The sequence below is a fragment of the Kitasatospora sp. NPDC030952 genome, assembly GCF_055571335.1.
In genome coordinates this window covers 182,021-201,320 of sequence record NZ_JBVIFM010000008.1, presented here as the reverse complement: position 1 = coordinate 201,320, position 19,300 = coordinate 182,021, and the positions used below count along the sequence as shown (strand labels likewise).

The following is a 19,300-nucleotide window of genomic DNA, read 5'->3' as shown; positions in this document are numbered from 1 at the left end:
CGGGGGAGACCGCACCCGGCACGGCTGTACGTCTTTCAACTACCTGGTTGGTTGATTAGACCCGGACGATGATCAGACTGTCAACCAAGTGGTTAGTCAGCTCTGAGCTAGGGTCGGCGCATGCAGCGCGACGCCGAAGCCACCAGACAGAGACTCATCGCGGCCGGGCGGGCCGAGTTCGCCGCCCATGGGTTGAACGGAGCCCGGGTCGACCGGATCGCCGAGGCGGCGCGGAGCAACAAGGCGCAGATCTACCACTACTTCAAGAGCAAGGCGGGCCTGTTCGAAGCGGTCTGGCAGGGCGCGGTCGAACAGATCATCACGAGCCTGCCGTCCGACTGGACCGATCTCCCCGAGGTCGCGGCCCGGCTCGGCGACATCTACGCCGAGCACCCGGAACTGCCCCGGCTGATCACCTGGCAGCGCATGGAGTACGGTAGCGCACCGCCCAACGCGCTCGGGGTCGAGGACGTCCGCCGGCGTATCGCCGTGCTCGCCGACGCCCAGGTCAGGGGCGTGCTGACGGACCGGTTCGAGCCCCGGGTCCTGTTCGCGGTGATCATCCACCTGGCCATGCTGTGGCCGTCCACCGCCCCCGAACTGCTCGCCGTGGTGGACCTCGACGACCGGGCGAAACGCCGCGAGGTCGTCCGGGACGTGGTCGCCGCGCTGGTGCGCTGAACCCGCCCCGTCCGACGGTCGGATGACTGAACGCCATGCCCCCGCGGCCACGGCGGGCAGCGTCATCCGACCGATCCCCGCACCCGCCCCCCGGCCGCACAGTCGGGTCGGCCCAGCCCCCGGCGCCCGGCACGGGACCGGAGACCGGGCGGGCCGGAGCCGCCCCCTCACCCTGCTCGGAGGACCAGCCGTGGACCGTACCCCCGTCGTGTTCATCCACGGCGCGGACCTGCACGCGTTGTCGTGGGACGCCTGGGCGGAACGCTTCGCCAGGCACGGGTACCCCACCCGGACCGCGCGCTGGCCGGGCGAGGCGGCCACCGCCCGGCGGGCGCGGGAACACCCGGACGGGGTACCCGACACCGGCCTGGACGAGCTGACCGAGCACCACGCCGAGGTCGTCCGCTCGCTGGCGCGCCCGCCGGTGCTGGTCGGGCACGCGGTCGGCGGGCTGGTCGCCCAGCACCTGCTCGGGGCCGGCCTGGGCCGGGCCGCGGTGGCGCTGGCGCCGGCGCCGGTCAACGGCGTCCCGCTGCCCGCCACCGGGCCGGGCGGCACCCCGGCGCCGCTCTCCCGGGCGCGCTTCCGGGAGTTCCTCGCCAACGCCGTCAGCGCCGAGGAGGCCGAGCGGCTGTACGAGCGGTTCGCGGTGCCCGCCCCGCGCCGCCTGCTCACCGACCTCGCCGACCGCGACGGCGCCCCGCGGAGCCCGAGCGCGCTGGTGGACACCGCCAACGCGCGGCGCGGCCCGCTGCTGCTGGTGTCCGGCCAGGAGGACCGGCTGGTGCCCGACTCGGTGACCCGTGCCGTGTACCGGCTGTACGGCGACTGCACGGCGCCCACGGACCTCAAGCAGTTCGCGGACCGGGGCCACTCCCTCGTCGTGGACAGCGGTTGGCGGGCCGTGGCCGACCACGTGCTCGGCTGGCTGGCCGCTCGGGGCGTCCGTCCCACCGGTGCGCACCACTGATCGCAGTCATTCGACCGATGCCGCCGGCACGACTGCGGCGGGACAGTGGAGTCATGCGGTAGGGGCGGTGGACATGTCCGGTCCCCCGTCGCCGGCCGCCGTACCGGCACCATCGGCACACCCACGGAAGGTGGTTCACACATGTTCACCTCGAAGGCGATGCTCCGCGGCTCGGCCGCTGCCGCGGCGGTGGCCGCGGCCCTGATCGGTCTGGGCATCGGTCTGGGCGCCGGATCCGCCCAGGCCGCCGGATGGCCGCCGCTGCAGCCGGGCGCCCACCTGTACACGGGCACCGGTGGCGGTGGGACGGTCACCGCCGTCGACCTCGGCGACCTCGGCACCTGCCACACCCTGGCGGCGCCCGTCCGCTCCGTCCAGGTCGCCAACGGCTCGGCGTCCGTGGTGCTGTACCCGGGCCCCGGCTGTACGGGTGCGGTCCCGTGGGGCACCGGCTCGCTGGCGCAGTCGAACACCCCCTGGGCCATGGGGAGTTACCGGGTCGTCCAGGCCTGACCGACGGTACCCGGGGGTGCGGAGGCGGGTTGGCCCCGCACCCCGGGTAGCGGCGTCCTCCGGCCTGAGTGCTCGGGGTGTGGCAGACATGGTCGCCCAATCTCGGTCGGGTGCCGGTTCGTCGGCCGGGGCGGTGGCGGCCGCCCCGGCCGACGGGAACTCCGGCACGGTACGCACGGAATGCCGGGTCGATGCCCGGCGAGCGTCGCGCTCGTCCATCCGTCGGCGTCAGCGCCCGGTGACGGAGTACCCGTCCGCTACTACCGGTGCGGGCGCCAGCCGCAGTTCGCGGCCCTGCCAGCGGCGGCGCAGCCAGCGGTCGTGGCTGGCGAGGACGATCGCGCCCGGGCCGGGGCCCAGGGCCTCCTCCAGTTCGTCGCACAGCCGCGGGGAGAGGTGGTTGGTGGGCTCGTCGAGGAGCAGCAGCCGGGGCGGGGAGGCGACCAGCAGGGCCAGCGCGAGTCGGCGGCGCTGGCCGACGGACAGCCGGCCGACGGGCTGGTCGAGGGCCGTCGCGGGCAGCAGACCGAGGGACTCCAGCGGCACCGCCTCGGCGCGTGCCGGACCGAGCGCCAGCCGGTAGGTGTCGTGGGCGGTGCGGTCGGCGCGGTCGAACGCGGTGTCCTGGGTGAGCAGTCCGACCGTCAGCCCGGGGTGCCGGTGCACGGAGCCTTCGGCGGGGAGGTGCCCGGCGAGCACGGCGAGCAGGGTCGACTTGCCCGTACCGTTGCCGCCGGTGACGAGCAGCCGGTCGGACGCCGACACGTCGAGGTCGCCCAGCGCTAGCCGGCCGGGCACCCGGACGTCCCGGAGCGACACCAGGGGCCGCCGGTGCTCCTCGGTGGTCGCGACCGCCAGGGCGCCGGGGGCGAACCACAACGGGCGGGGCGGTGCGGGGACTTGGGCGCGCTCCAGCTCCGCCAGCCGCCGGGTGGCGTTGCGCACGCGGCGGGCGACCTGGTTCTGCACCCGGCCGGCCCGGTGGCCGTAGCCCATCTTCTCGTGGTCGCGCGGCCCGCGGTCCGGTGCGACCAGGTGCGCGGTCACCCCGGCGGACTGCCGCAGCTGTGCCAACTCCTGCTGCTCCTCGGTGTAGCGGCGCTCCCAGCGGTCCCGCTCGGCGCGCTGCTCGGCCAGGTAGGAGCTGTAGCCGCCGCCGTGGCGGACCGGCCCGTCCACCGCCGGGTCGAGGTCGATCAAGTGGGTGCAGACGGCGTCGAGGAAGGCCCGGTCGTGGGCGGCGACCACCACGGTGCCGGGGAGGGCGCGGAGTTGTGCTTCCAGGAACTCGGCGGCGGAGTCGTCGAGGTGGTTGGTGGGTTCGTCCAGCAGCAGTGCGGACGGCCGTCGGACCAGCAGCGCGGCCAGGGCGAGCCGGCCGCGCTGGCCGCCGGACAGCGAGCCGAGCGGACGGTCGGGTCCGAGAGCGGCGAGCTCCAGTCCGTCCAGGACGAGGCCGGCGCGGCGGTCGGCGTCCCAGGACTCCCGGAACGCGGCCTGGTCCAGCCGCCTGCCATAGGCGTCCAGGAGTGCCGGGTGGCCGGGGTCGGTCTCCGGGGTGCGGGCGATCTCGGCGCCGAGCCGGTCGAGTTCGGCGAGGTCCTGGCGGGCTTCGCGCAGCGCGTCGGCCAGCACGGAGGCGATGGTCGCGGAGGCGTGGAAGGGCAGTTCCTGGTGGAGGAAGCCGAGGTCCGCGGGCCGGGAGACGGTGCCGGCGTCGGGTTCGTCGGTGCCGGCGAGCACCCGTAGCAGGGTGGACTTGCCGGCGCCGTTCTCGCCGATCAGGCCGATCCGCCGCCCGGGGGAGGCGGTGAGGCTGATGCCGTCGAGGACGCGCCGGCCGCCGAGGTTGCGGACGACGTCATGGGCGAGCAGGGCGTGCTGGAGCACGGGGGTCCTTCCGAGGTGGGCGGTGTCCGGGCCGCGGGGCGCGGGCCTCCGGGCACGGGCCGGTGGCGGGCCGGAGGCTCACGCCGTGGGCGCGGCGCTCTCCGGCGGGGTGCCGTGGGCAGACGGGGGGAAAGGGGGACGACGAGGCGGACCACTTCGGCGGCGCTGCTCAAGCGCCGGCCGGTGGCCGTCAGGTCCGGGACTCACCCGGAGATGTCGTCGTCACCCGCCATGTCTGCCGCTCCTCGATGAATGTGATGAAGGGTCACGGCGACTGTAGCAGGCGCGGAACGCCGCCTGCGTCACCTGCTGGGCAGGTGATGTCGGTGCGTGGGTGTCCGCGCCGCCCGGCCCGGGGTCGGGCGGCGCGGGCCGGGCGGCGGCTCACCTGGTCTTCAGTGGCCCGGCGAAGGACTTGCGCAGGGCGCCGGGCCCGGCGACCGGGAGCAGGGCGGCGAGCATCCGGCCCTTGAGGTGCCGGGGCTCGCGGGTGAGCTGGACGTCGACCCGGGTGCCGTCCCCCTCGGGGGTCATCCGGAAGACCCAACCGCCGCCGGGGCCGAAGAGCTTGGAGTCGAGGGTGGTGACGGTGACGGTGTCGCCGCCCGGCTCCCAGTCGTAGCGGGCGCGCTCCCAGGCGGTGGCGGTCCCCTCGGTGACCTCGGCCCAGGTGTCGCCGAGGGCGTGCACCTCGAAGTGCTCGGCGTCGATGGTCGGCCAGGTTCCGGCGCGGGCGGGGCCGAAGTCGGTCAGCACCGCCAGGACGCCGGCCGGGTCGAGGGTGGAGACGAGCTGGAACCGTACGACTGCCATGGTGGTGTCCTCATCACGAAGTAACTGTTCTGACCGGTGACGCCAGAGTTCCATGACGCATCGTCACCCGTCAAGCCGGTGACGCCGGAGGAGGTGTGGGTCACAGGCCTGTCGGCCGTCGCCCAGGACGTGCACAATCGGCCCCATGACCACGCGCGGGATCGTCACCCTCGATCCGGCGGCCGAGCGGCGCTCGGAGGGTCGAGGCCTGCTGGTTCACGTGCTGATCGCCGTGGTGCTCGCGGCGACGGCGGTGGCGGGAGCGGCGCTGCTCTGAGGGCGCCCGGGCGGGACCGGGACCGCCCTGGTCCGCCCGCGGGGCCACCGCGCCGACGACCCCGGCGACCGACCCGGGCCCAGCCTGCCAGCCCGCCAGCCCGCTAGCGCAGCTCCGCGGCGGCCGCGCGGAGTTCGTCGAACGCGGCCCGGGTGAGGTCGGCCAGTTCGCCGGGGGCCTCGTCGCGGGCCGGGTCCGCCCAGCGGGTGTAGCCGTGCTTGAAGGCGAGCAGGCCGAGTTCGGCCGCCACCTGGGCCGCGGCGTCCGGGACGCCCCGGCGCCGGAGCGCTTCGGCCATCGCGGCGGCCATGCCGACGTGCTTCAGGGCCTCGCGGCTGCGCAGCTCCTCGTTGGCCTCGACCGCCGCGGACAGCAGTGGGCCGAGCGAGCGGTTGAACGCGGTCATCCCGCCCGCTGCGCGCTGCAGGCCGGCCGCGACGGCGGTCAGCGGTGTCGCGTCCGGGGGTGCGGTGTCGATGCCCTCGGCGAGCAGCCGGCTCAGCGTCTCCTGGCCCGCGGTCAGGACCTCGCGCTTGTCCCCGAAGTGGCGGAAGAAGGTGCTCCGGGTGAGCCCCGCGCGCTCGGCGATCTGGGCGACCGTCGTCTCGTCGTAGCCCTGCTCGGCGAAGAGGCCGAGCGCGGCCGCGACCAGGCGCTGTCGTGCGTCCGGCTTCCATCTAGGCATGCGACCATCCTAGGTGATGCGACAAGGGTCGCATCATGGGTACAGTGATGGGACGGTTGTCGCATCACTCCCTGGAGGTCGTCATGCGCGTCTTCATCACCGGCGGTACCGGCCTGATCGGCTCGGCCGTCGTCGCCGAACTGCTCTCCGCCGGCCACTCGGTCACCGCCCTCGCCCGCTCCGACGCCTCGGCGGCGCAGGCCGAGGCCGCCGGCGCCGCCGTGCTCCGCGGCGGGCTCACCGACCTCGCGGTGCTGCGCACCGGAGCGGAGCAGGCGGACGGGGTCATCCACCTCGCCTTCAGCAACGACTTCAGCTCGCCCGAGGCCCTGGCCCGCGGCATCGCGGAGGAGGGCGCCGCGCTCGCCGCCCTGGGGGACGCCCTCGCCGGCACGGGCAAGCCGCTCGTCACCGCGTCCGGCACGCCCCACGTGGCCGGGCGCGCAGCCACCGAGGACGACCCGCTGCCGCTGGACGGGCCGGTCGGCGGACGCAGCCGCTCGGTGACCCGGGTGCTCGACCTCGCCCCGCAGGGTGTGCGCAGCTCGGCGGTCCGGCTGCCGCGCACCGTCCACGACGAGGGTCGGGGCGGGTTCGCCGGACTGCTCACCGACATCGCCCGCCGCACCGGCGTCGCCGGCTACCCGGGGGACGGCGCGCAGCGCTGGCCGGCCGTCCACGCGCGGGACGCGGCCGTGCTGTTCCGGCTCGCCCTGGAGAAGGCACCGGCCGGAAGCGCCTGGCACGCCGTCGCCGACGAGGGCGACGCGGTGCGCGACATCGCCGGGGTGATCGGTCGGCGGCTCGGCCTGCCCGTCACGTCGGTGCCGCAGGAGGAGTACGGCCCCCTCGGACCGATCTTCGCCGCCGACCAGCCCGCCTCCGCCGCCCGCACCCGCGCCGTGCTCGGCTGGCAGCCGACGCACCCGGGCCTGCTCGCCGACCTGGAGAACATCGAGGCCTGAGCCGGTCCCCGCCCCGCCCGGCGGCAGCTCAGCCGGCCACGGCCAGCTGGGTGTCGAAGAAGTCGGCGACGGCCGTCACGGCCGGGGTGACGTACTCGTCCCGGTCGTAGAGGTCGGTGTGGGTCGCGCCGTCGATCCAGTGCAGCCGCGCGGGGCCGGACGCCTCCCGGAGGGCCGCCACGCTCATCCACCCGGTCACCGCCTCGCGGCCGACCACCATCAGCAGCGGGCGCGGTGCCAGCAGCCGCAGCGCGGCGAAGGCGTCGAAGCCGGCGATCCGGTCGACACTGGACCAGGTGAACTCCTTCGCGGAGCGCGGGTGTTCACCGCGGGAGGTGCGGTAGTACTCCCAGCCCGCGTGCACGTGCGGACCGCCCAGCCGGGCCTCCTCCTCGCTCGCCGGGAAGACCGGGAAGGTCGCGGCGACTCCGCTGCGGGCCTCCTCGGTACGGGCCGCGGCCGCCGCGGCCAGCAACTCCTCCAGGACGGCGGGCGGCTGGCCGCCGTCCGCGCCGTGCCGGAACTGACGGGCGATGTCCACGGCGCTGACGGTGGCCACCGCCTTGATCCGCCGGTCGGTCGGGGCGGCGGCCAGCGCGTAGCCGCCGGAGGCGCAGATGCCGAGGGCGCCGATCCGCTCGGGGTCGACCTCGGGGCGGGTGGTGAGGAAGGAGACCGCCGCCTTCAGGTCCTCGACCCGGTGCGCCGGATCCTCCAGGCCCCGGGGCAGACCCTCACTCTCGCCCTGGAAGGCGGCGTCGAAGGCGAGGGCCGTGAAGCCCCGCGCGGCCAGCCGGCGGGCGTACAACCCCGCGGCCTGCTCCTTCACGCCGGTGCCGGGGTGCCCGACGACGATCGCCGGGCGCGGGCCGGCGGGCCCGGCATCCGGGGTGTACAGGTGACCGGCGAGGGTCAGGCCGGCACTGGGGAAGGTGACTTCGGTACGCATCGCACGCTCCGGGGTGAGGATGGGGGCGGCCCGCACGGTGACGGTGGCGGACCGGCGGCACCGGGTCTCGGCCGCCCCACCACCGTCGCCCCGTCGGGTGGCGCCGGACCAGGGACAGCGCTGCCTATGCACGCCAGTACCAGGCACGGCACCCGCCCGCCGGGGGAGACTGGGGGCATGCGATCCCAGAACACCCAGGCCACCGACGGCGGCACCGAGCTGGGTGCCTTCCTGCGCGCCCGCCGCGCCGCCCTCGACCCCGGCCGGGCGGGCCTCCCGGACGACGGCCGGCTGCGCCGGGTGCCCGGGCTGCGCCGCGAGGAACTGGCCCAACTCGCCCACGTCAGCGTCGACTACGTGGTCCGGCTCGAACAGGGCCGCACCCGCCGGGTCTCCCGGCCCGTCCTCGGCGCGCTCGCCGACGCGCTACGGCTGGCCCCGGACGAGCGCGCCCACCTCTTCGCCCTCGCCGACACCACCCCGGCCCCGACCGCCGTCCGGCCCGGGCAGCCGGAGGTCGACCCGCAGCTGCGGCGGCTGCTCGCGGCCATGCACGACGTCCCCGCGATGGTCCTCAACCGGCGGATGGACGTGCTGGCGTGGAACCGCGGCGCCGCGGCCCTGCTCACCGACTTCGGCGCCCTCGCCGCCCACGAGCGGAACCTGATCCGCCTCACCTTCCTCGACGAGGCCTACCGCGCGCTGTACGCCGACTGGCGACTCGCCGCCCAGGACTGCGTCGCGGTGCTGCGGATGGAGGCCGGGCGCCACCCCGAGGACGGCGAACTCGCCGCGATGATCGCCGAACTGACCGCGCGGGACGCCGACTTCCGCACCTGGTGGGCCGACCACCGGGTACGCGGGCCGCACCAGCTCACCAAGACCTACCGCCACCCGCTGGCCGGCGCTCTCACCCTCGACGTCCAGCAGTTCACCGTCGACACCCAGCCCGACCAGCAACTCGTCGCCTACACCGCCGATCCCGACTCGCCCACCGGCGAGGGCCTGCGCTTCCTGCTGCAGTGGGCGGTGGCCGGAGCCGGAACACCGGCCGAGCCGCACCGGGCGTGAGCCGCACCGCGGCGTCGGTGGTGCCCGGGGGCGTTCTTCGCAAGTGGTCCAGACCTTAAATGGTCCAGACCTATTGACCGACCCGGCCCACCCTCCTACGATCCCGTCCGGCACAGCCCCACATGTCCCCACCTCACCCACGGCCGGGCGGCACGCCCCCACGCGTCGGTCAAGTCCCTGGCGCCCGGCGGGAAGGGAGCACAGCATGTTCCGTCGGAGGTCGCGCACCCCACGCCCGTCGGGCGGTTTCCACCCGAGCCCGGAACCCGGCCGCCCCGGCGGCGAACCGCGCCGGGTGGGCCTGGAACGCGCGTCGCAGGCGCAGCCGGCCCATCGCGCCCGGCCCGGCTCGACCGTCCTGGCCCGCTCCCTCGCCGGGCTGAGCACCGTCGCCCTGATCGGCGCCGGCCTCGCGGTGACCGGCTCCGTCACGGCCGGCGCCGCCACCCCCAACCTGGTGGCCGACCCCGGCTTCGAGAGCGGGCTCGCCGGCTGGACCTGCTCCGGCGGCACCGCCGCCGTCGTCGGCAGCCCGGTGCACTCCGGCGCCGCCGCGCTCCAGGCCACCCCGACCGGCCAGGACACCGCCCAGTGCAGCCAGACGGTCAGCGTGCAGCCCAACTCCCAGTACACGCTGAGCGCCTACGTCCAGGGCAGCTACGTCTACCTGGGCGCCACCGGCACCGGGGGCGGCAGCGACCCGTCCACCTGGGCGCCCGGCAACGCCTCCTACGGCCAGCTCAGCGTGGGCTTCACCACTGGGCCCGGCACCACCTCGGTGACGGTCTACCTGCACGGCTGGTACGGGCAGCCCGGGTACTACGCGGACGACGTCTCGCTCACCGGCCCCGGCGGCAGCAGCCCCACGCCGACCGCCACCCCGACCAGCACCCCACCGACCACGCCTCCCACGACCCCGCCCACGACCCCGCCCACCACGCCTCCCACGACCCCGCCGACGACGCCGCCCACCACCCCGCCGTCCGGTGACACCTGCCCCACCAAGCCCCGGCCGTCCGGCAAGGTCCTCCAGGGCTACTGGGAGAACTGGGACGGCGCCTCGAACGGCGTGCACCCCGGCCTGGGCTGGGTGCCCATCACGGACAGCCGGATCGCCGCCCACGGCTACAACGTCATCAACGCCGCCTTCCCGGTGATCCTCTCCGACGGCACCGTCCTGTGGCAGGACGGCATGGACAGCAACGTCAAGGTCGCCACCCCCGCCGAGATGTGCCAGGCCAAGGCCGCCGGCGCGACGATCCTGATGTCGATCGGCGGCGCCGCGGCCGGCATCGACCTCAGCTCCAGCACCGTCGCCGACCGCTTCGTGGCGACCGTCGTCCCGATCCTCAAGAAGTACAACTTCGACGGGATCGACATCGACATCGAGACCGGCCTCTCCGGCGGCGGCGACATCAGGACGCCGTCCCCCTCCCAGGCCAACCTGATGCGCATCATCGACGGCGTGCTCGCCCAGATGCCCGCGGGCTTCGGCCTGACCATGGCCCCCGAGACCGCGTACGTCACCGGCGGCAGCGTCACCTACGGCTCCATCTGGGGCGCCTACCTGCCGATCATCAAGAAGTACGCCGACAACGGGCAGCTGTGGTGGCTGAACATGCAGTACTACAACGGCAGCATGTACGGCTGCTCCGGCGACTCCTACCAGGCCGGTACCGTGCAGGGCTTCACCGTCCAGACCACCTGCCTGAACAACGGCCTGACCATCCAGGGCACCACAGTCAAGGTCCCCTACGACAAGCAGGTGCCCGGCCTGCCGGCCCAGCCCGGCGCGGGCGGCGGCTACCTGGACCCGGGCTCCGTAGGCCAGGCCTGGAACGCCTTCGGCGGCGGGCTGAAGGGCCTGATGACCTGGTCGCTCAACTGGGACGGCTCCAAGGGCTGGACCTTCGGCGACAACGTCAAGTCCCTGCAGCGCCGTTGACCGCCCGCTGATCATCCGCCGACCGTCCGCCGACCGCCCGCCGATCGCCCGCCGATCGCCCGCCGATCCTCCGCCGATCGCCCGCGCCCCGGTGCCTCGCTACGAGCCCGGGGCGCGGGCCGTCCGGCGCCCGCCTCCCGCCGGACGGATCGACCGCCCGCAGAGGCGGCGGGCCCGGAGCGGCGTCAGGGCCCGGAGCGGCGTCAGGGCCGACGGGCCAGTCCGCAGCAGATCAGCCGCTCCCACACCGTCAAGTCGCTCTCGTCGGAGGTCACTTCGCCATCGGCAGGTTCCGGACGCCACAACCGGCAGGGGACCAGGCCCGGTTGGAGCAGGTCGAGGTCGCCGAACAGGCCGAGGATCTCCTCGTCGGTGCGCCAGCGGCCGCGGCCGAAGCTGTCCTGGAGCTTCCGTTCCGAGAGCCTGGTCTCCTCGTTCGCGCCGGAGCGGAAGTGGGAGACGTAGACCAGGCTGCCCGGTGGTACCCGCTCCGCCCACCAGCGCACCAGCTCGGCGGGCCGCTCGGAGTCGTTGAGGTGGTGCAGGACGGCGCTGAAGACGACGCCCACCGGCTGCTCGAAGTCGATCAGGCGCCGCACCTCGGGGTGGTCGTGGACCGACTCCGGTTCGCGCAGGTCCGCCTGGACCAGGGCGGTGCGGTCGTCGGTGGCCAACAGGGCCCGGCCATGGGCGAGTACGGTCGGGTCCTGGTCGACGTAGGCGACCCGGGCGGTGGGGTCGTGCCGCTGGGCGACCTGGTGCACGTTGTCGGCGGTCGGCAGCCCGCTGCCCATGTCGATGAACTGGCGGACACCGGCGTCGGCCATCGCGCCGACCGCGCGGACCAGGGCCCGGCGGTTGGCGAGGGCGATCTCCACCGACCCGGGCAGATCGCGGAGGAAGTAGTCGCCGATCGCCCGGTCGACGGCGAAGTTGTCCCTGCCGCCGAGGAGGTAGTCGTAGACCCGGGCGATGCTCGGCTTCGACTCGTCGATCCCGCTGCTCTGATCGGTCATGGCGAACCAACCCCGTCTCTGGCGTCCGTTGTGGCCCCGATCGTAGGAGAACGACCGGGGCCGGGAGGCCGATCGACGGGGGATGTCGCGGGATTCGCCGTGACGTGGTACCGGTCGGGCCCGGGCTTACTCCCTGACGCCCGCGGCCTCGACGGCCCGGTGCCGGGTCTCCCGGCCGGTCGCGCCCGCGGCGGTGACCAGGGTGACCAGGGCGCAGAGGGCGATGGTGGCGAGGATCTGCGGCCACGGGATCACCGTCGGCGCCCCGGCCACCAGGCGGTCCAGCGAGGCGTGTTGGGTGACCGCGGCGAGGCCGGTCGCCAGGGCGGCGAGCACGGTGCCGACGGCCACCGCGACGGCGGACTCGGCCGCGGCCACCTTCACGATCTGGCCGCGCGCCGCGCTGGCCAGGCCGAGCAGGGCGAACTCCCGGCGCCGCCCGGCCATCGCCATCACCAGGGTGTTGGCGACCGCGATCAGCGCGTAGGCCAGGGCGATCCCCAGGACGACCACGGCGGCGTTGTCGGTCTGCTCGGCGGCGTGGTCGCGTTGGGCGGCCAGGTAGGCCTCGTAGGTCAGCACGCGCGCGCCGGAGCCCGCCAGCGCCTGGTCCACCGCGGCCGTCTGTTGCTCGTCGAGCGGGCGGCCCGGGCCCGTCCGGGAGTCGAGGTAGACCCGGGTGGGCGCCAGGGCGCCGGTCAGGGCCGAGGAGAGGTAGGCGTCGTCGCCGTTCAGGCCGCGGGCGACCACGGCCGCGATGACGACGGGGGCTCGGGCGCCGCTGGGCAGCAGGGCGACCACCCGGTCCCCGGCCGACAGGCCGTCGGACTGGGCCGCGTGCTCGTCGATGACCAGGAAGTCCTCCGGCGGCGCGGCGAGCGAGCCGGAGCGGACGGGCGGGGTGAAGGCGCCGCCCAGCGCGGCGGCCGGGACGACGTTGGTGGTCAGCGAGTCGAGCTGCTCGTCGGTGGCGGTGCCGATCCGGACGTTCATCGTGGTGACCGGGGTGACCCTGATCCCGGGGACGGCCGCCAGCCGCTCCATCGTCCGGGCGTCGATCCCCGAGCCGGGGCCGGAGCCGGGGACGACCACGCCGCTCGCGTGCACCTCCAGCCGCTGTCGGGCCAGCGCCGAGGCGTCACCGGACTTCTGCATCGTCAGCAGGGTGCCGACCAGCCCGACCGCCACCACGATCGGTGCCACCGTGGCGGCCGTACGCCGCCGGGAGGTGAGGATGTTCTCGCGCACCAGCAGCGGGCCCGCCTTCGCCGAGGCGCGCAGCGGACGGGTCAGCAGCCGGGTGACCGGCCGCAGCAGAACGGGCGCCAGCAGGGCGACCGCGCCGACGTACAGCACCGGGACGGTCTCGTACTTGCGGGCGCTGGCCGCCAGGTACGGCTCGGTGCGGGCGATGACCACTCCCGCGACGACCGCGCCGACCAGCATGGCGGCGCCCAGCAGCCAGCGCACCGGCGTCATCCCGCGGTGCTCCACCGCGCTCTCCCGCAGCACCTCCACCGGCCGGATCAGCGAGACCCGGACCAGGGTGGCGGCCGAGCCGGCCAGCGCCGCGGCCACGCCGACGACGAAGGAGGCCAGCAGCGGCAGCGGGTTGAGGGGGATGGTGAACCAGCCGGGTGCCACGTGGTGGTCGAGCATCCAGGAGTGCAGCGGCACGGCGCCCAGCGGGGCGAGGAGACAGCCGACGAACGCGGCCGCCAGGCCGATCAGCAGCGCCTCGCCCAGCACCATCCGCCGCACCTGCCGGGGCGAGGCGCCGACCAGCCGCATCAGCGCGAGTTCGCGGCGGCGCTGCTCGGTGGCGAAGGCGAAGGTCGCGATCACCACGAAGACCGCCACGCACAGCGCGAGTCCGGTCGTACTGCCCGCCATCGCCTGGGCGTTGGCCAGGGCCTCGGCGCCGCCGCTGGAGTCCGGGTCGATCCCGGTCAGGTCCCGGCCGGTGAGGACGACGGCCCGCTCGCCGGGCAACAGGGCCGACAGCTGCTCCGGGCCGCGGTCGGTGACCAGGGCGTTGACACCGGGGGAGAGGCGCTGCGCCTCGGAGTCGGTGAAGAACACGGCGTCCTCGAACCAGCGGGCGTCGGTGACCCCGACCACCCGGTAGTGGCCGGCGCCGTCGGCCGTGACGGACTCGGCCTGGCGCCCGATCAGGGAGCGGTCGCCGCCGCCGACCGCGATCTCGTCGGCGGCCTGCGGCGCGCGCCCGGCCGTCAGCCGGTACCCCGCGAAGGCGGCGGAGGACCACGGGTGCCCGGTGGTGTCCGCGGAACCGGGGCTCAGTCGGACGGGGAAGCTGCGGTCGGCCGTGGCGCCCCCGGCGGCGGTCAGCTTCGCCACGACCTCCGGCGGCAGGACGGCCGGGGCCTTCATCGGGTTCCCCTCGAAGCCCAGCGGCGCCACCACGACCCGGGCCTCCCTGAAGCGCTGCGGCCCGGGGTGCGGCGTGCCGAAGGTGGCCGCCAGGGTCAGCGTCATCATGCCGACCATCGTGGTGCCGAGGGCGAGGGCGAGGAAGGCGCCCAGGAAGCCGGTCAGGCGGTGGCGCAGGGTGGCTACGGCGATCTTCAGCACGGGCGGGTACCGCCGAGCTCGTCGGCACCGTTGCGCCGGTCCGTGGCGCCGAGCCGGTCCGTGGCGCCGAGCCGGTCCGTACCGTTGCCGCCGGGCTCCAGTGCGGCCATCCGCAGCGCCACCGTCTCGGCCGTCGGCTCGAGCAGCTCGCCGGTCACCCGGCCGTCGGCGAGGAACACCACCCGGTGGGCGTACGAGGCGGCCACCGGATCGTGGGTGACCATGATCACTGTCTGTCCGTGCTCCTCGACGACGCCGCGCAGCAGCGCCAGCACCTCCCGTGCGGTGGTCGAGTCCAGTGCGCCGGTCGGCTCGTCCGCGAAGACCACCTTGGGCCTGGTCACCAGCGCCCGGGCGATGGCGACCCGCTGCTGCTGGCCGCCGGAGAGCTCGGCGGGCCGGTGCTCGCCGCGTTCGGCGAGGCCGACCTCGGCCAGCCCCCGGTCGATCGCCGCGTGGTCCAGCGGCCGCCCGGAGAACCGCAGCGGCAGCTCGACGTTCTGGCGGGCGGTCAGCGCCGGTATCAGGTTGAAGGACTGGAAGACGAAGCCCATCTGCTCGCGGCGCAGCTCGGTCAGTGCGCGCTCGGAGAGGCGGTGCACCGGCGCGCCGTCGAGCAGGACCTCGCCCGCGTCGACCCGGTCGAGGCCCGCCGCGCACTGCAGCAGCGTCGACTTGCCCGAGCCGGAGGGGCCCATGATGGCGGTGAAGGTGCCCGCGGCGAAGCCGGCGTCGACCCCGTCGAGCGCCCGCACCCGGTGGTCGCCGCGGAGGTACGTCTTGCGCACGTCGATCAGCCGGACCACGTCACCTCCGCTCGCCGTCGCGCTGTCGGAGGCCGGGCGGGCAGCCCGTACCGGTAGAGCTCTGTTGCGGAACACTCGCTCGCCTGTTCGTTCGGTGGAGTCGGGCGGGGGTGTTGATCACCCGCGCCGCACCGAAAGCTAGGGCCGAATGCCGGTCGGGCGCCAGCGGGACCGCCCCTGACCTTGCCCCTGAGACGCCCCTGAGCTGGGTCGGGGGCGTCGCGGGCGGGCGCGGTGAGCCGGGTCGGGGCGGGTCGGGGCGGGTCGGATCGGTCGCGCGCGGGAGGGTTCAGCCGGACGACGGCGTGGCGGAGAAGGGTGTGTCGGAGGGGGCTTGCGAGAGGGCGGTGGCGGGCAGGACGCCGAGCTGCTGCAGGACCGAGGTGCGGTCGTACGCGTCCACCGTCCGGGCGATCCGGCCGTCCTCGGCGAACTCCAGCAGGCTCATCAGGTAGAGCGAGAACCGCTGTCCGCGGCTGGATTCCGGCAGGCAGAGGAACGGCTCCCGGATGGTGGCGCTGTACCGCACGTGGGCCACCGCGTGCGCGGGGCCGACCAGCACGCCCAGGCTGACGGAGCGGATGTCGGAGAAGAGCTGTCCGGCCCGGCTGAAGTACTCGTGCAGCTCCTGGTGGCCCCGGTAGGTGTGATCGAAGGCCTTGTCCTCGATCACGGAGTCCTCGGTGTAGTACGCCATGGCGTCGCTGGGGGCCGTCGGGGAGTTCCACATGGTGATCCAGCGTTCGACGAACGCCCTCCGCTCGCTCTCGTCGAAGTCCGGCATGAGAATCGGTCCTTTCCGTGAATGACGCCGACGGTGCGGGTGCGGGTGCGGGTGCGGGTGCGGGTTCGGGGCGCGGGGTGCGGGGTGCGGCGTCAGGCGCCGGTACGGGCGGCGGCGCCGGGGGACCAGTGCCGCAGCACGGCGGCCATCACCCGTGGCCGGGCCAGTTCCGCCGGGGAGCCGGTCAGGCTGACGGCGTTCCAGACGGCGGTGGCGACCCGGGCGTCCTCGGCCGCCGCGCGCATGGTGGCCCGGAAGGACTTCGCCAGCAGGCCGGCGACGGCGGCGTGGGTACCGGGGACCTGCGGCATGGACCGGTCGGCCATGGTGGAGAACAGCCACGGGAGCCGTACGGCCCGCGCGGCCTCCCGGTAGAACCGCCGGGGCAGGCCCGCCACGCCGTCGCGGAGGCACCTCCGGAGCGCCTTCGCCTCCAGAGCGGCGACCGTCATGCCCGCCCCGTAGATCGGGTTGAGGCTGCACAGCGCGTCCCCGGTGGAGATCAGGCCGTCGGGGAGCCGGCGCAGCCGGTGGAAGTCCCGGCGGACGGAGGCCGGGTAGCCGAAGGAGGAGATCCCGGTGATCGGCTCGGCGGCCCGGAGTCCGGCCCACGCCGCGGCGGGGAGCAGGTCCTCGGCGAAGTCGAGGAACCGCTCCGGCGAACCCGGCGGGTGGTTGTCCTTGCCGAATCCGTAGAGGGAGAGCACCCAGGCGTCGTGCTCCTGCTGGGTGAGGACGGCGCCGCGCGGGCGGGCCTGGGTCGCGCCGATCAGCACGCCCTTGGCCGGCCCCAGCGCGCCCGGGGCCACCCGGTAGCGGCAACTGGCGTAGCCGACGCCGACGACGAGGCGTGCGGCGGGCGGCTCCTGGTAGCCCAGGGCCCTCAGCCAGGCCGCGCCCCGGCCCGCGCGGCCCATCGCGTCCACGACGAGGTCCGCCTCGACGGCCTCGACGGAGTCGGGCTCCCCCGGGCGGGCCAGCCGGGCCCCGCCCACCTCGGCCGCGCCGCCCACCCCGGCGGCGCCGGTGGCGATCGGGGCGATGGCCTCCAGCCCCGACCGCAGGCTGACGCCGGGCAGTGCGCAGACCCGCTCGCGCAGCCGGTCCTCCAGGAAGGGGCGACTCACCTGGAGCACCCGGCCGAGCGGCTCCTGCCGCAGGCGCGAGCCGAAGAACACGATGTCCAGCTCGTCCAGCGCCCCGGCCAGGGTGCCGCCCCCGGCCGCCAACTCGGCGACGAACCCCGGGAAGAACTCCTCCAGGACCACCGCGCCGCCCGGCGTCAGCGAATGCACGTGCGCCCCCTGCGGAACCCCGCGGCGGACGCCGGAGGTCGCCGGGAGGGTGTCCCGCTCGATGACGGTGACCTGCTCGAAGACCCCGGAGAGCGCCCGGGCGGCGCACAGGCCGCCGATGCCCGCACCGAGCACGAGCGCGTGGCCCGTTCCGGCGCGACCGCGACCGCGACTGCGGCTTCGCGCTGGCTTCACGGTCGGCTCCGATCGCTCGCTGCCTGCTGTCGGGCGGGCGTCCCACCCTCCCATCCGGCTCCCGGCCGACACCACCGAGCGCTCACCCTTCCGGGTGAACCCAGCGGGAAGCCGGCGGGAACGCGGTAGGTGACCGGCTGGAGACCGGCGGGAAGCCGGTCACCCGATCGGCCGTCAGTCGGGCTGCCGGACGGCCGGTTGGCGCTCCGGGTGGGCGGCGAGCAGGGCCAGCCAGAGCTGGAAGCGGTCCTGCATGGACTGCAGCGAACGGCCGGTGAGGCGCTCGATCTGGTCCAGCCGGTAGCGGACGGTGTTGCGGTGGACGTACAGCCGGTCGGCGACCGCCTGGACCGAGCAGTCCGCGGCCAGGTAGGCGTGCAGGGTCGCGACCAGGTCGGCGCGGTTGGCCTCGTCGAACCGGGTGAGCGGGCGCAGTACCTCGGCGGCCAGCTCCTTCAGCGGGAGGTCGGGGGTGGACAGCAGCAGGCGCGGCAGGTTGAGCGGGTCGCCGCCGTGCACCCCGGGGCCCTTGGTGAGGGCCGCCCGCGCCTCGAACCAGCTCCGGCGCAGCCCGTCGACGCCCCGGTAGCAGCCGCCGATGCCGACCGAGGCGCGGGCGTCCAGGCCGGACAGCGCGGCGCCGAACCGCCGGGCCGGCTCCTCCACCGGGGTGGCCGCCGGGATCACCGCCACCAGGTACCGGTTGACGACGGCGGTGAGCACCGGCTCGGGGGAGTCCGGGCGGCCCGCGGACTGCCAGGACAGCCGGGCCAGGCGCCGCTCCGCCTCCGGGCCGCCGTCCGGCCGCCCGCCTCCGGAACGCTCCCCGGCACACTCCCCGGAGCCGTCCCCGGCACGCTCGTCCTCCGGTGCCAGCCGGCCCAGGACGACCCGGTGGGCACCCTTGGCGTCCAGCCCGAACGCGGCCAGCCTGCGCTCGGCGACGGTCGGGGTGATCACGTCCCGCACGATGTCCTCGACGACCTGGCCGACCAGCTCCCGCCGCCCGGCCAGGTACGCCTGACGGCGGGCCAGCTCCAGGCCGATCAGCCGCGCCGCGTACGGGAGCACGTCCGCCGCCGGGCCGGCCGAGCGCAGGCAGAGGAACGCCGAGACCACCCCGTCGACCCGCACCGGCAGCCGCAGCACCCCGCCGCCGGGCCCGTCCACGGCCGCGGCCCCGACCGCTCGGGGCGCCCCGACCCCCTGCCCGACCCCCTGCCCGACCCCCTGCCCGAGCGGCGATCCGACCGGCTCCCCGACCGGCGGTCCGAGCAGCGCCCCGGCCCGCTCCGGCGATGCCGCGAGCACCACCCCGTGGCGGTCCACCACCGCGACCCCGGAGCCGCAGGCCCGGCGCAGCACCCGCAGCAGGGCGCCCAACCCCTCGCCGCTCACCAGGGCCTGGACGAGGAGGTCGTGCTGGTCGACCAGCCGCCGCTGCGCACTGTGGGCCTCGGCCGTGATCCGCTCGGCGACCAGCCGGTTCACCGCGATGAACGGCGTCTCGTACGGGACCTCCAGCACCGCCAGGCCCAGCCGTTCGGCCTCCGCCACCGTCGCCCGCGGGACGCTGGGGTGGCTCAGCCCGGTGCCGAAGCCGATCCCCGCGACGCCGGCGTCCGCCACCCGCTGGACGAAGGCGGTCTGGGCGGCGGCGGTGCGCTGCCGCAGACCGGTGGTGAGGAGCAGCTCGCCGCCCGTCACCCACTCCGAGGGGTCGGCGAGTTCGGTCACCGCGACCCAGCGCACGACGCGTTCGACCCCGGCCGTGCCGGTGCACAGTCGCAGGCCGAGGCCCTCTTCCCGAAGCAGATCGCGCAGCGTCACCGGCATGCGCCGGACTGTAG

At 75.2% G+C, this 19,300-nt stretch carries 17 protein-coding genes; 7 read left to right on the top strand and 10 right to left on the bottom strand.

Annotated features, from left to right (window positions below; translation table 11 throughout):
* Positions 1–120: 120 nt before the first annotated feature.
* From ACZ47G_RS16925 to ACZ47G_RS16915, 3 genes are all read left to right on the top strand, one after another.
* Positions 121–681 carry a TetR/AcrR family transcriptional regulator gene (locus ACZ47G_RS16925; RefSeq protein WP_465743337.1) on the top strand — a complete coding sequence of 187 codons (561 nt, stop codon included), beginning with the start codon at positions 121–123 and terminating at the stop codon, positions 679–681.
* Positions 682–871: 190 nt separating this feature from the next.
* The gene (locus tag ACZ47G_RS16920; RefSeq protein WP_465743335.1) at positions 872–1,651 is read left to right on the top strand and encodes an alpha/beta hydrolase; all 780 of its coding nucleotides are present in this window, start codon (positions 872–874) and stop codon (positions 1,649–1,651) included.
* Between the two features lie 141 nt (positions 1,652–1,792).
* A complete protein-coding gene (locus ACZ47G_RS16915) occupies positions 1,793–2,164 on the top strand; it encodes a hypothetical protein (RefSeq protein ID WP_465743334.1) in 372 nt (123 codons plus the stop codon).
* Between the two features lie 228 nt (positions 2,165–2,392).
* On the opposite strand, the gene ACZ47G_RS16910 is transcribed toward ACZ47G_RS16915, so the two are convergent.
* Both ACZ47G_RS16910 and ACZ47G_RS16905 read right to left on the bottom strand, forming a co-directional pair.
* Positions 2,393–4,054 carry an ABC-F family ATP-binding cassette domain-containing protein gene (locus ACZ47G_RS16910; RefSeq protein ID WP_465743332.1) on the bottom strand — a complete coding sequence of 554 codons (1,662 nt, stop codon included), beginning with the start codon at positions 4,052–4,054 and terminating at the stop codon, positions 2,393–2,395.
* Positions 4,055–4,438: 384 nt separating this feature from the next.
* Positions 4,439–4,867 carry an SRPBCC family protein gene (locus ACZ47G_RS16905; RefSeq protein ID WP_465743330.1) on the bottom strand — a complete coding sequence of 143 codons (429 nt, stop codon included), beginning with the start codon at positions 4,865–4,867 and terminating at the stop codon, positions 4,439–4,441.
* A 145-nt stretch (positions 4,868–5,012) separates the two neighbouring features.
* Here ACZ47G_RS16905 and ACZ47G_RS16900 point away from each other — a divergent pair, with 145 nt between their 5' ends.
* Entirely contained in the window at positions 5,013–5,144 is a 132-nt protein-coding gene (locus tag ACZ47G_RS16900) for a hypothetical protein (protein ID WP_465743328.1), read from the top strand.
* A 103-nt stretch (positions 5,145–5,247) separates the two neighbouring features.
* On the opposite strand, the gene ACZ47G_RS16895 is transcribed toward ACZ47G_RS16900, so the two are convergent.
* Positions 5,248–5,829: a TetR/AcrR family transcriptional regulator gene (locus ACZ47G_RS16895; RefSeq protein ID WP_465743326.1), complete on the bottom strand. Its 582-nt coding sequence runs from the start codon at positions 5,827–5,829 to the stop codon at positions 5,248–5,250.
* Between the two features lie 83 nt (positions 5,830–5,912).
* Between ACZ47G_RS16895 and ACZ47G_RS16890 the strand changes: the two genes are divergently transcribed.
* Positions 5,913–6,794: an SDR family oxidoreductase gene (locus tag ACZ47G_RS16890; RefSeq protein WP_465743324.1), complete on the top strand. Its 882-nt coding sequence runs from the start codon at positions 5,913–5,915 to the stop codon at positions 6,792–6,794.
* Positions 6,795–6,822: 28 nt separating this feature from the next.
* Here ACZ47G_RS16890 and ACZ47G_RS16885 read toward each other — a convergent pair whose 3' ends face one another.
* On the bottom strand, positions 6,823–7,743 hold the full coding sequence (locus ACZ47G_RS16885) for an alpha/beta hydrolase (RefSeq protein WP_465743322.1): 921 nt from the start codon (positions 7,741–7,743) through the stop codon (positions 6,823–6,825).
* 177 nt (positions 7,744–7,920) lie between these two features.
* Between ACZ47G_RS16885 and ACZ47G_RS16880 the strand changes: the two genes are divergently transcribed.
* Together ACZ47G_RS16880 and ACZ47G_RS16875 are read left to right on the top strand one after the other, a co-directional pair.
* Positions 7,921–8,814, top strand: a complete 894-nt coding sequence (locus tag ACZ47G_RS16880; RefSeq protein WP_465743320.1) for a helix-turn-helix transcriptional regulator — start codon at positions 7,921–7,923, stop codon at positions 8,812–8,814.
* Positions 8,815–9,019: 205 nt separating this feature from the next.
* Complete coding sequence (locus ACZ47G_RS16875; RefSeq protein ID WP_465743318.1) at positions 9,020–10,759, top strand: carbohydrate binding domain-containing protein; 1,740 nt, start codon at positions 9,020–9,022, stop codon at positions 10,757–10,759.
* A gap of 203 nt (positions 10,760–10,962) precedes the next feature.
* Here the strand turns inward: ACZ47G_RS16875 and ACZ47G_RS16870 are convergent, their stop codons facing one another.
* From ACZ47G_RS16870 to ACZ47G_RS16845, 6 genes are all read right to left on the bottom strand, one after another.
* Positions 10,963–11,775 carry an SAM-dependent methyltransferase gene (locus ACZ47G_RS16870; protein ID WP_465743316.1) on the bottom strand — a complete coding sequence of 271 codons (813 nt, stop codon included), beginning with the start codon at positions 11,773–11,775 and terminating at the stop codon, positions 10,963–10,965.
* A 126-nt stretch (positions 11,776–11,901) separates the two neighbouring features.
* On the bottom strand, positions 11,902–14,370 hold the full coding sequence (locus ACZ47G_RS16865) for an ABC transporter permease (protein WP_465743314.1): 2,469 nt from the start codon (positions 14,368–14,370) through the stop codon (positions 11,902–11,904).
* On the bottom strand, positions 14,364–15,176 hold the full coding sequence (locus ACZ47G_RS16860) for an ABC transporter ATP-binding protein (protein ID WP_465743312.1): 813 nt from the start codon (positions 15,174–15,176) through the stop codon (positions 14,364–14,366). The genes ACZ47G_RS16865 and ACZ47G_RS16860 overlap by 7 nt, the downstream gene beginning before the upstream one ends.
* 289 nt (positions 15,177–15,465) lie before the next feature.
* Positions 15,466–15,960, bottom strand: a complete 495-nt coding sequence (locus ACZ47G_RS16855) for a nuclear transport factor 2 family protein (RefSeq protein WP_465743310.1) — start codon at positions 15,958–15,960, stop codon at positions 15,466–15,468.
* Between the two features lie 92 nt (positions 15,961–16,052).
* Positions 16,053–17,450: an NAD(P)/FAD-dependent oxidoreductase gene (locus ACZ47G_RS16850; RefSeq protein ID WP_465743308.1), complete on the bottom strand. Its 1,398-nt coding sequence runs from the start codon at positions 17,448–17,450 to the stop codon at positions 16,053–16,055.
* 174 nt (positions 17,451–17,624) lie between these two features.
* Positions 17,625–19,286 carry a PucR family transcriptional regulator gene (locus ACZ47G_RS16845; protein WP_465743306.1) on the bottom strand — a complete coding sequence of 554 codons (1,662 nt, stop codon included), beginning with the start codon at positions 19,284–19,286 and terminating at the stop codon, positions 17,625–17,627.
* Between the last annotated feature and the right edge of the window lie 14 nt (positions 19,287–19,300).

What these genes read in the sequence shown, in the direction of transcription:
- ACZ47G_RS16925 (WP_465743337.1), top strand. Translation starts at nt 121, where the DNA reads ATGCAGCGCGACGCCGAAGCCACCAGACAGAGACTCATCGCGGCCGGG.
- ACZ47G_RS16915 (WP_465743334.1), top strand. Translation starts at nt 1,793, where the DNA reads ATGTTCACCTCGAAGGCGATGCTCCGCGGCTCGGCCGCTGCCGCGGCG.
- ACZ47G_RS16905 (WP_465743330.1), bottom strand. Translation starts at nt 4,867, where the DNA reads ATGGCAGTCGTACGGTTCCAGCTCGTCTCCACCCTCGACCCGGCCGGC.
- ACZ47G_RS16900 (WP_465743328.1), top strand. Translation starts at nt 5,013, where the DNA reads ATGACCACGCGCGGGATCGTCACCCTCGATCCGGCGGCCGAGCGGCGC.
- ACZ47G_RS16895 (WP_465743326.1), bottom strand. Translation starts at nt 5,829, where the DNA reads ATGCCTAGATGGAAGCCGGACGCACGACAGCGCCTGGTCGCGGCCGCG.
- ACZ47G_RS16890 (WP_465743324.1), top strand. Translation starts at nt 5,913, where the DNA reads ATGCGCGTCTTCATCACCGGCGGTACCGGCCTGATCGGCTCGGCCGTC.
- ACZ47G_RS16885 (WP_465743322.1), bottom strand. Translation starts at nt 7,743, where the DNA reads ATGCGTACCGAAGTCACCTTCCCCAGTGCCGGCCTGACCCTCGCCGGT.
- ACZ47G_RS16880 (WP_465743320.1), top strand. Translation starts at nt 7,921, where the DNA reads ATGCGATCCCAGAACACCCAGGCCACCGACGGCGGCACCGAGCTGGGT.
- ACZ47G_RS16875 (WP_465743318.1), top strand. Translation starts at nt 9,020, where the DNA reads ATGTTCCGTCGGAGGTCGCGCACCCCACGCCCGTCGGGCGGTTTCCAC.
- ACZ47G_RS16870 (WP_465743316.1), bottom strand. Translation starts at nt 11,775, where the DNA reads ATGACCGATCAGAGCAGCGGGATCGACGAGTCGAAGCCGAGCATCGCC.
- ACZ47G_RS16855 (WP_465743310.1), bottom strand. Translation starts at nt 15,960, where the DNA reads ATGCCGGACTTCGACGAGAGCGAGCGGAGGGCGTTCGTCGAACGCTGG.
- ACZ47G_RS16845 (WP_465743306.1), bottom strand. Translation starts at nt 19,286, where the DNA reads ATGCCGGTGACGCTGCGCGATCTGCTTCGGGAAGAGGGCCTCGGCCTG.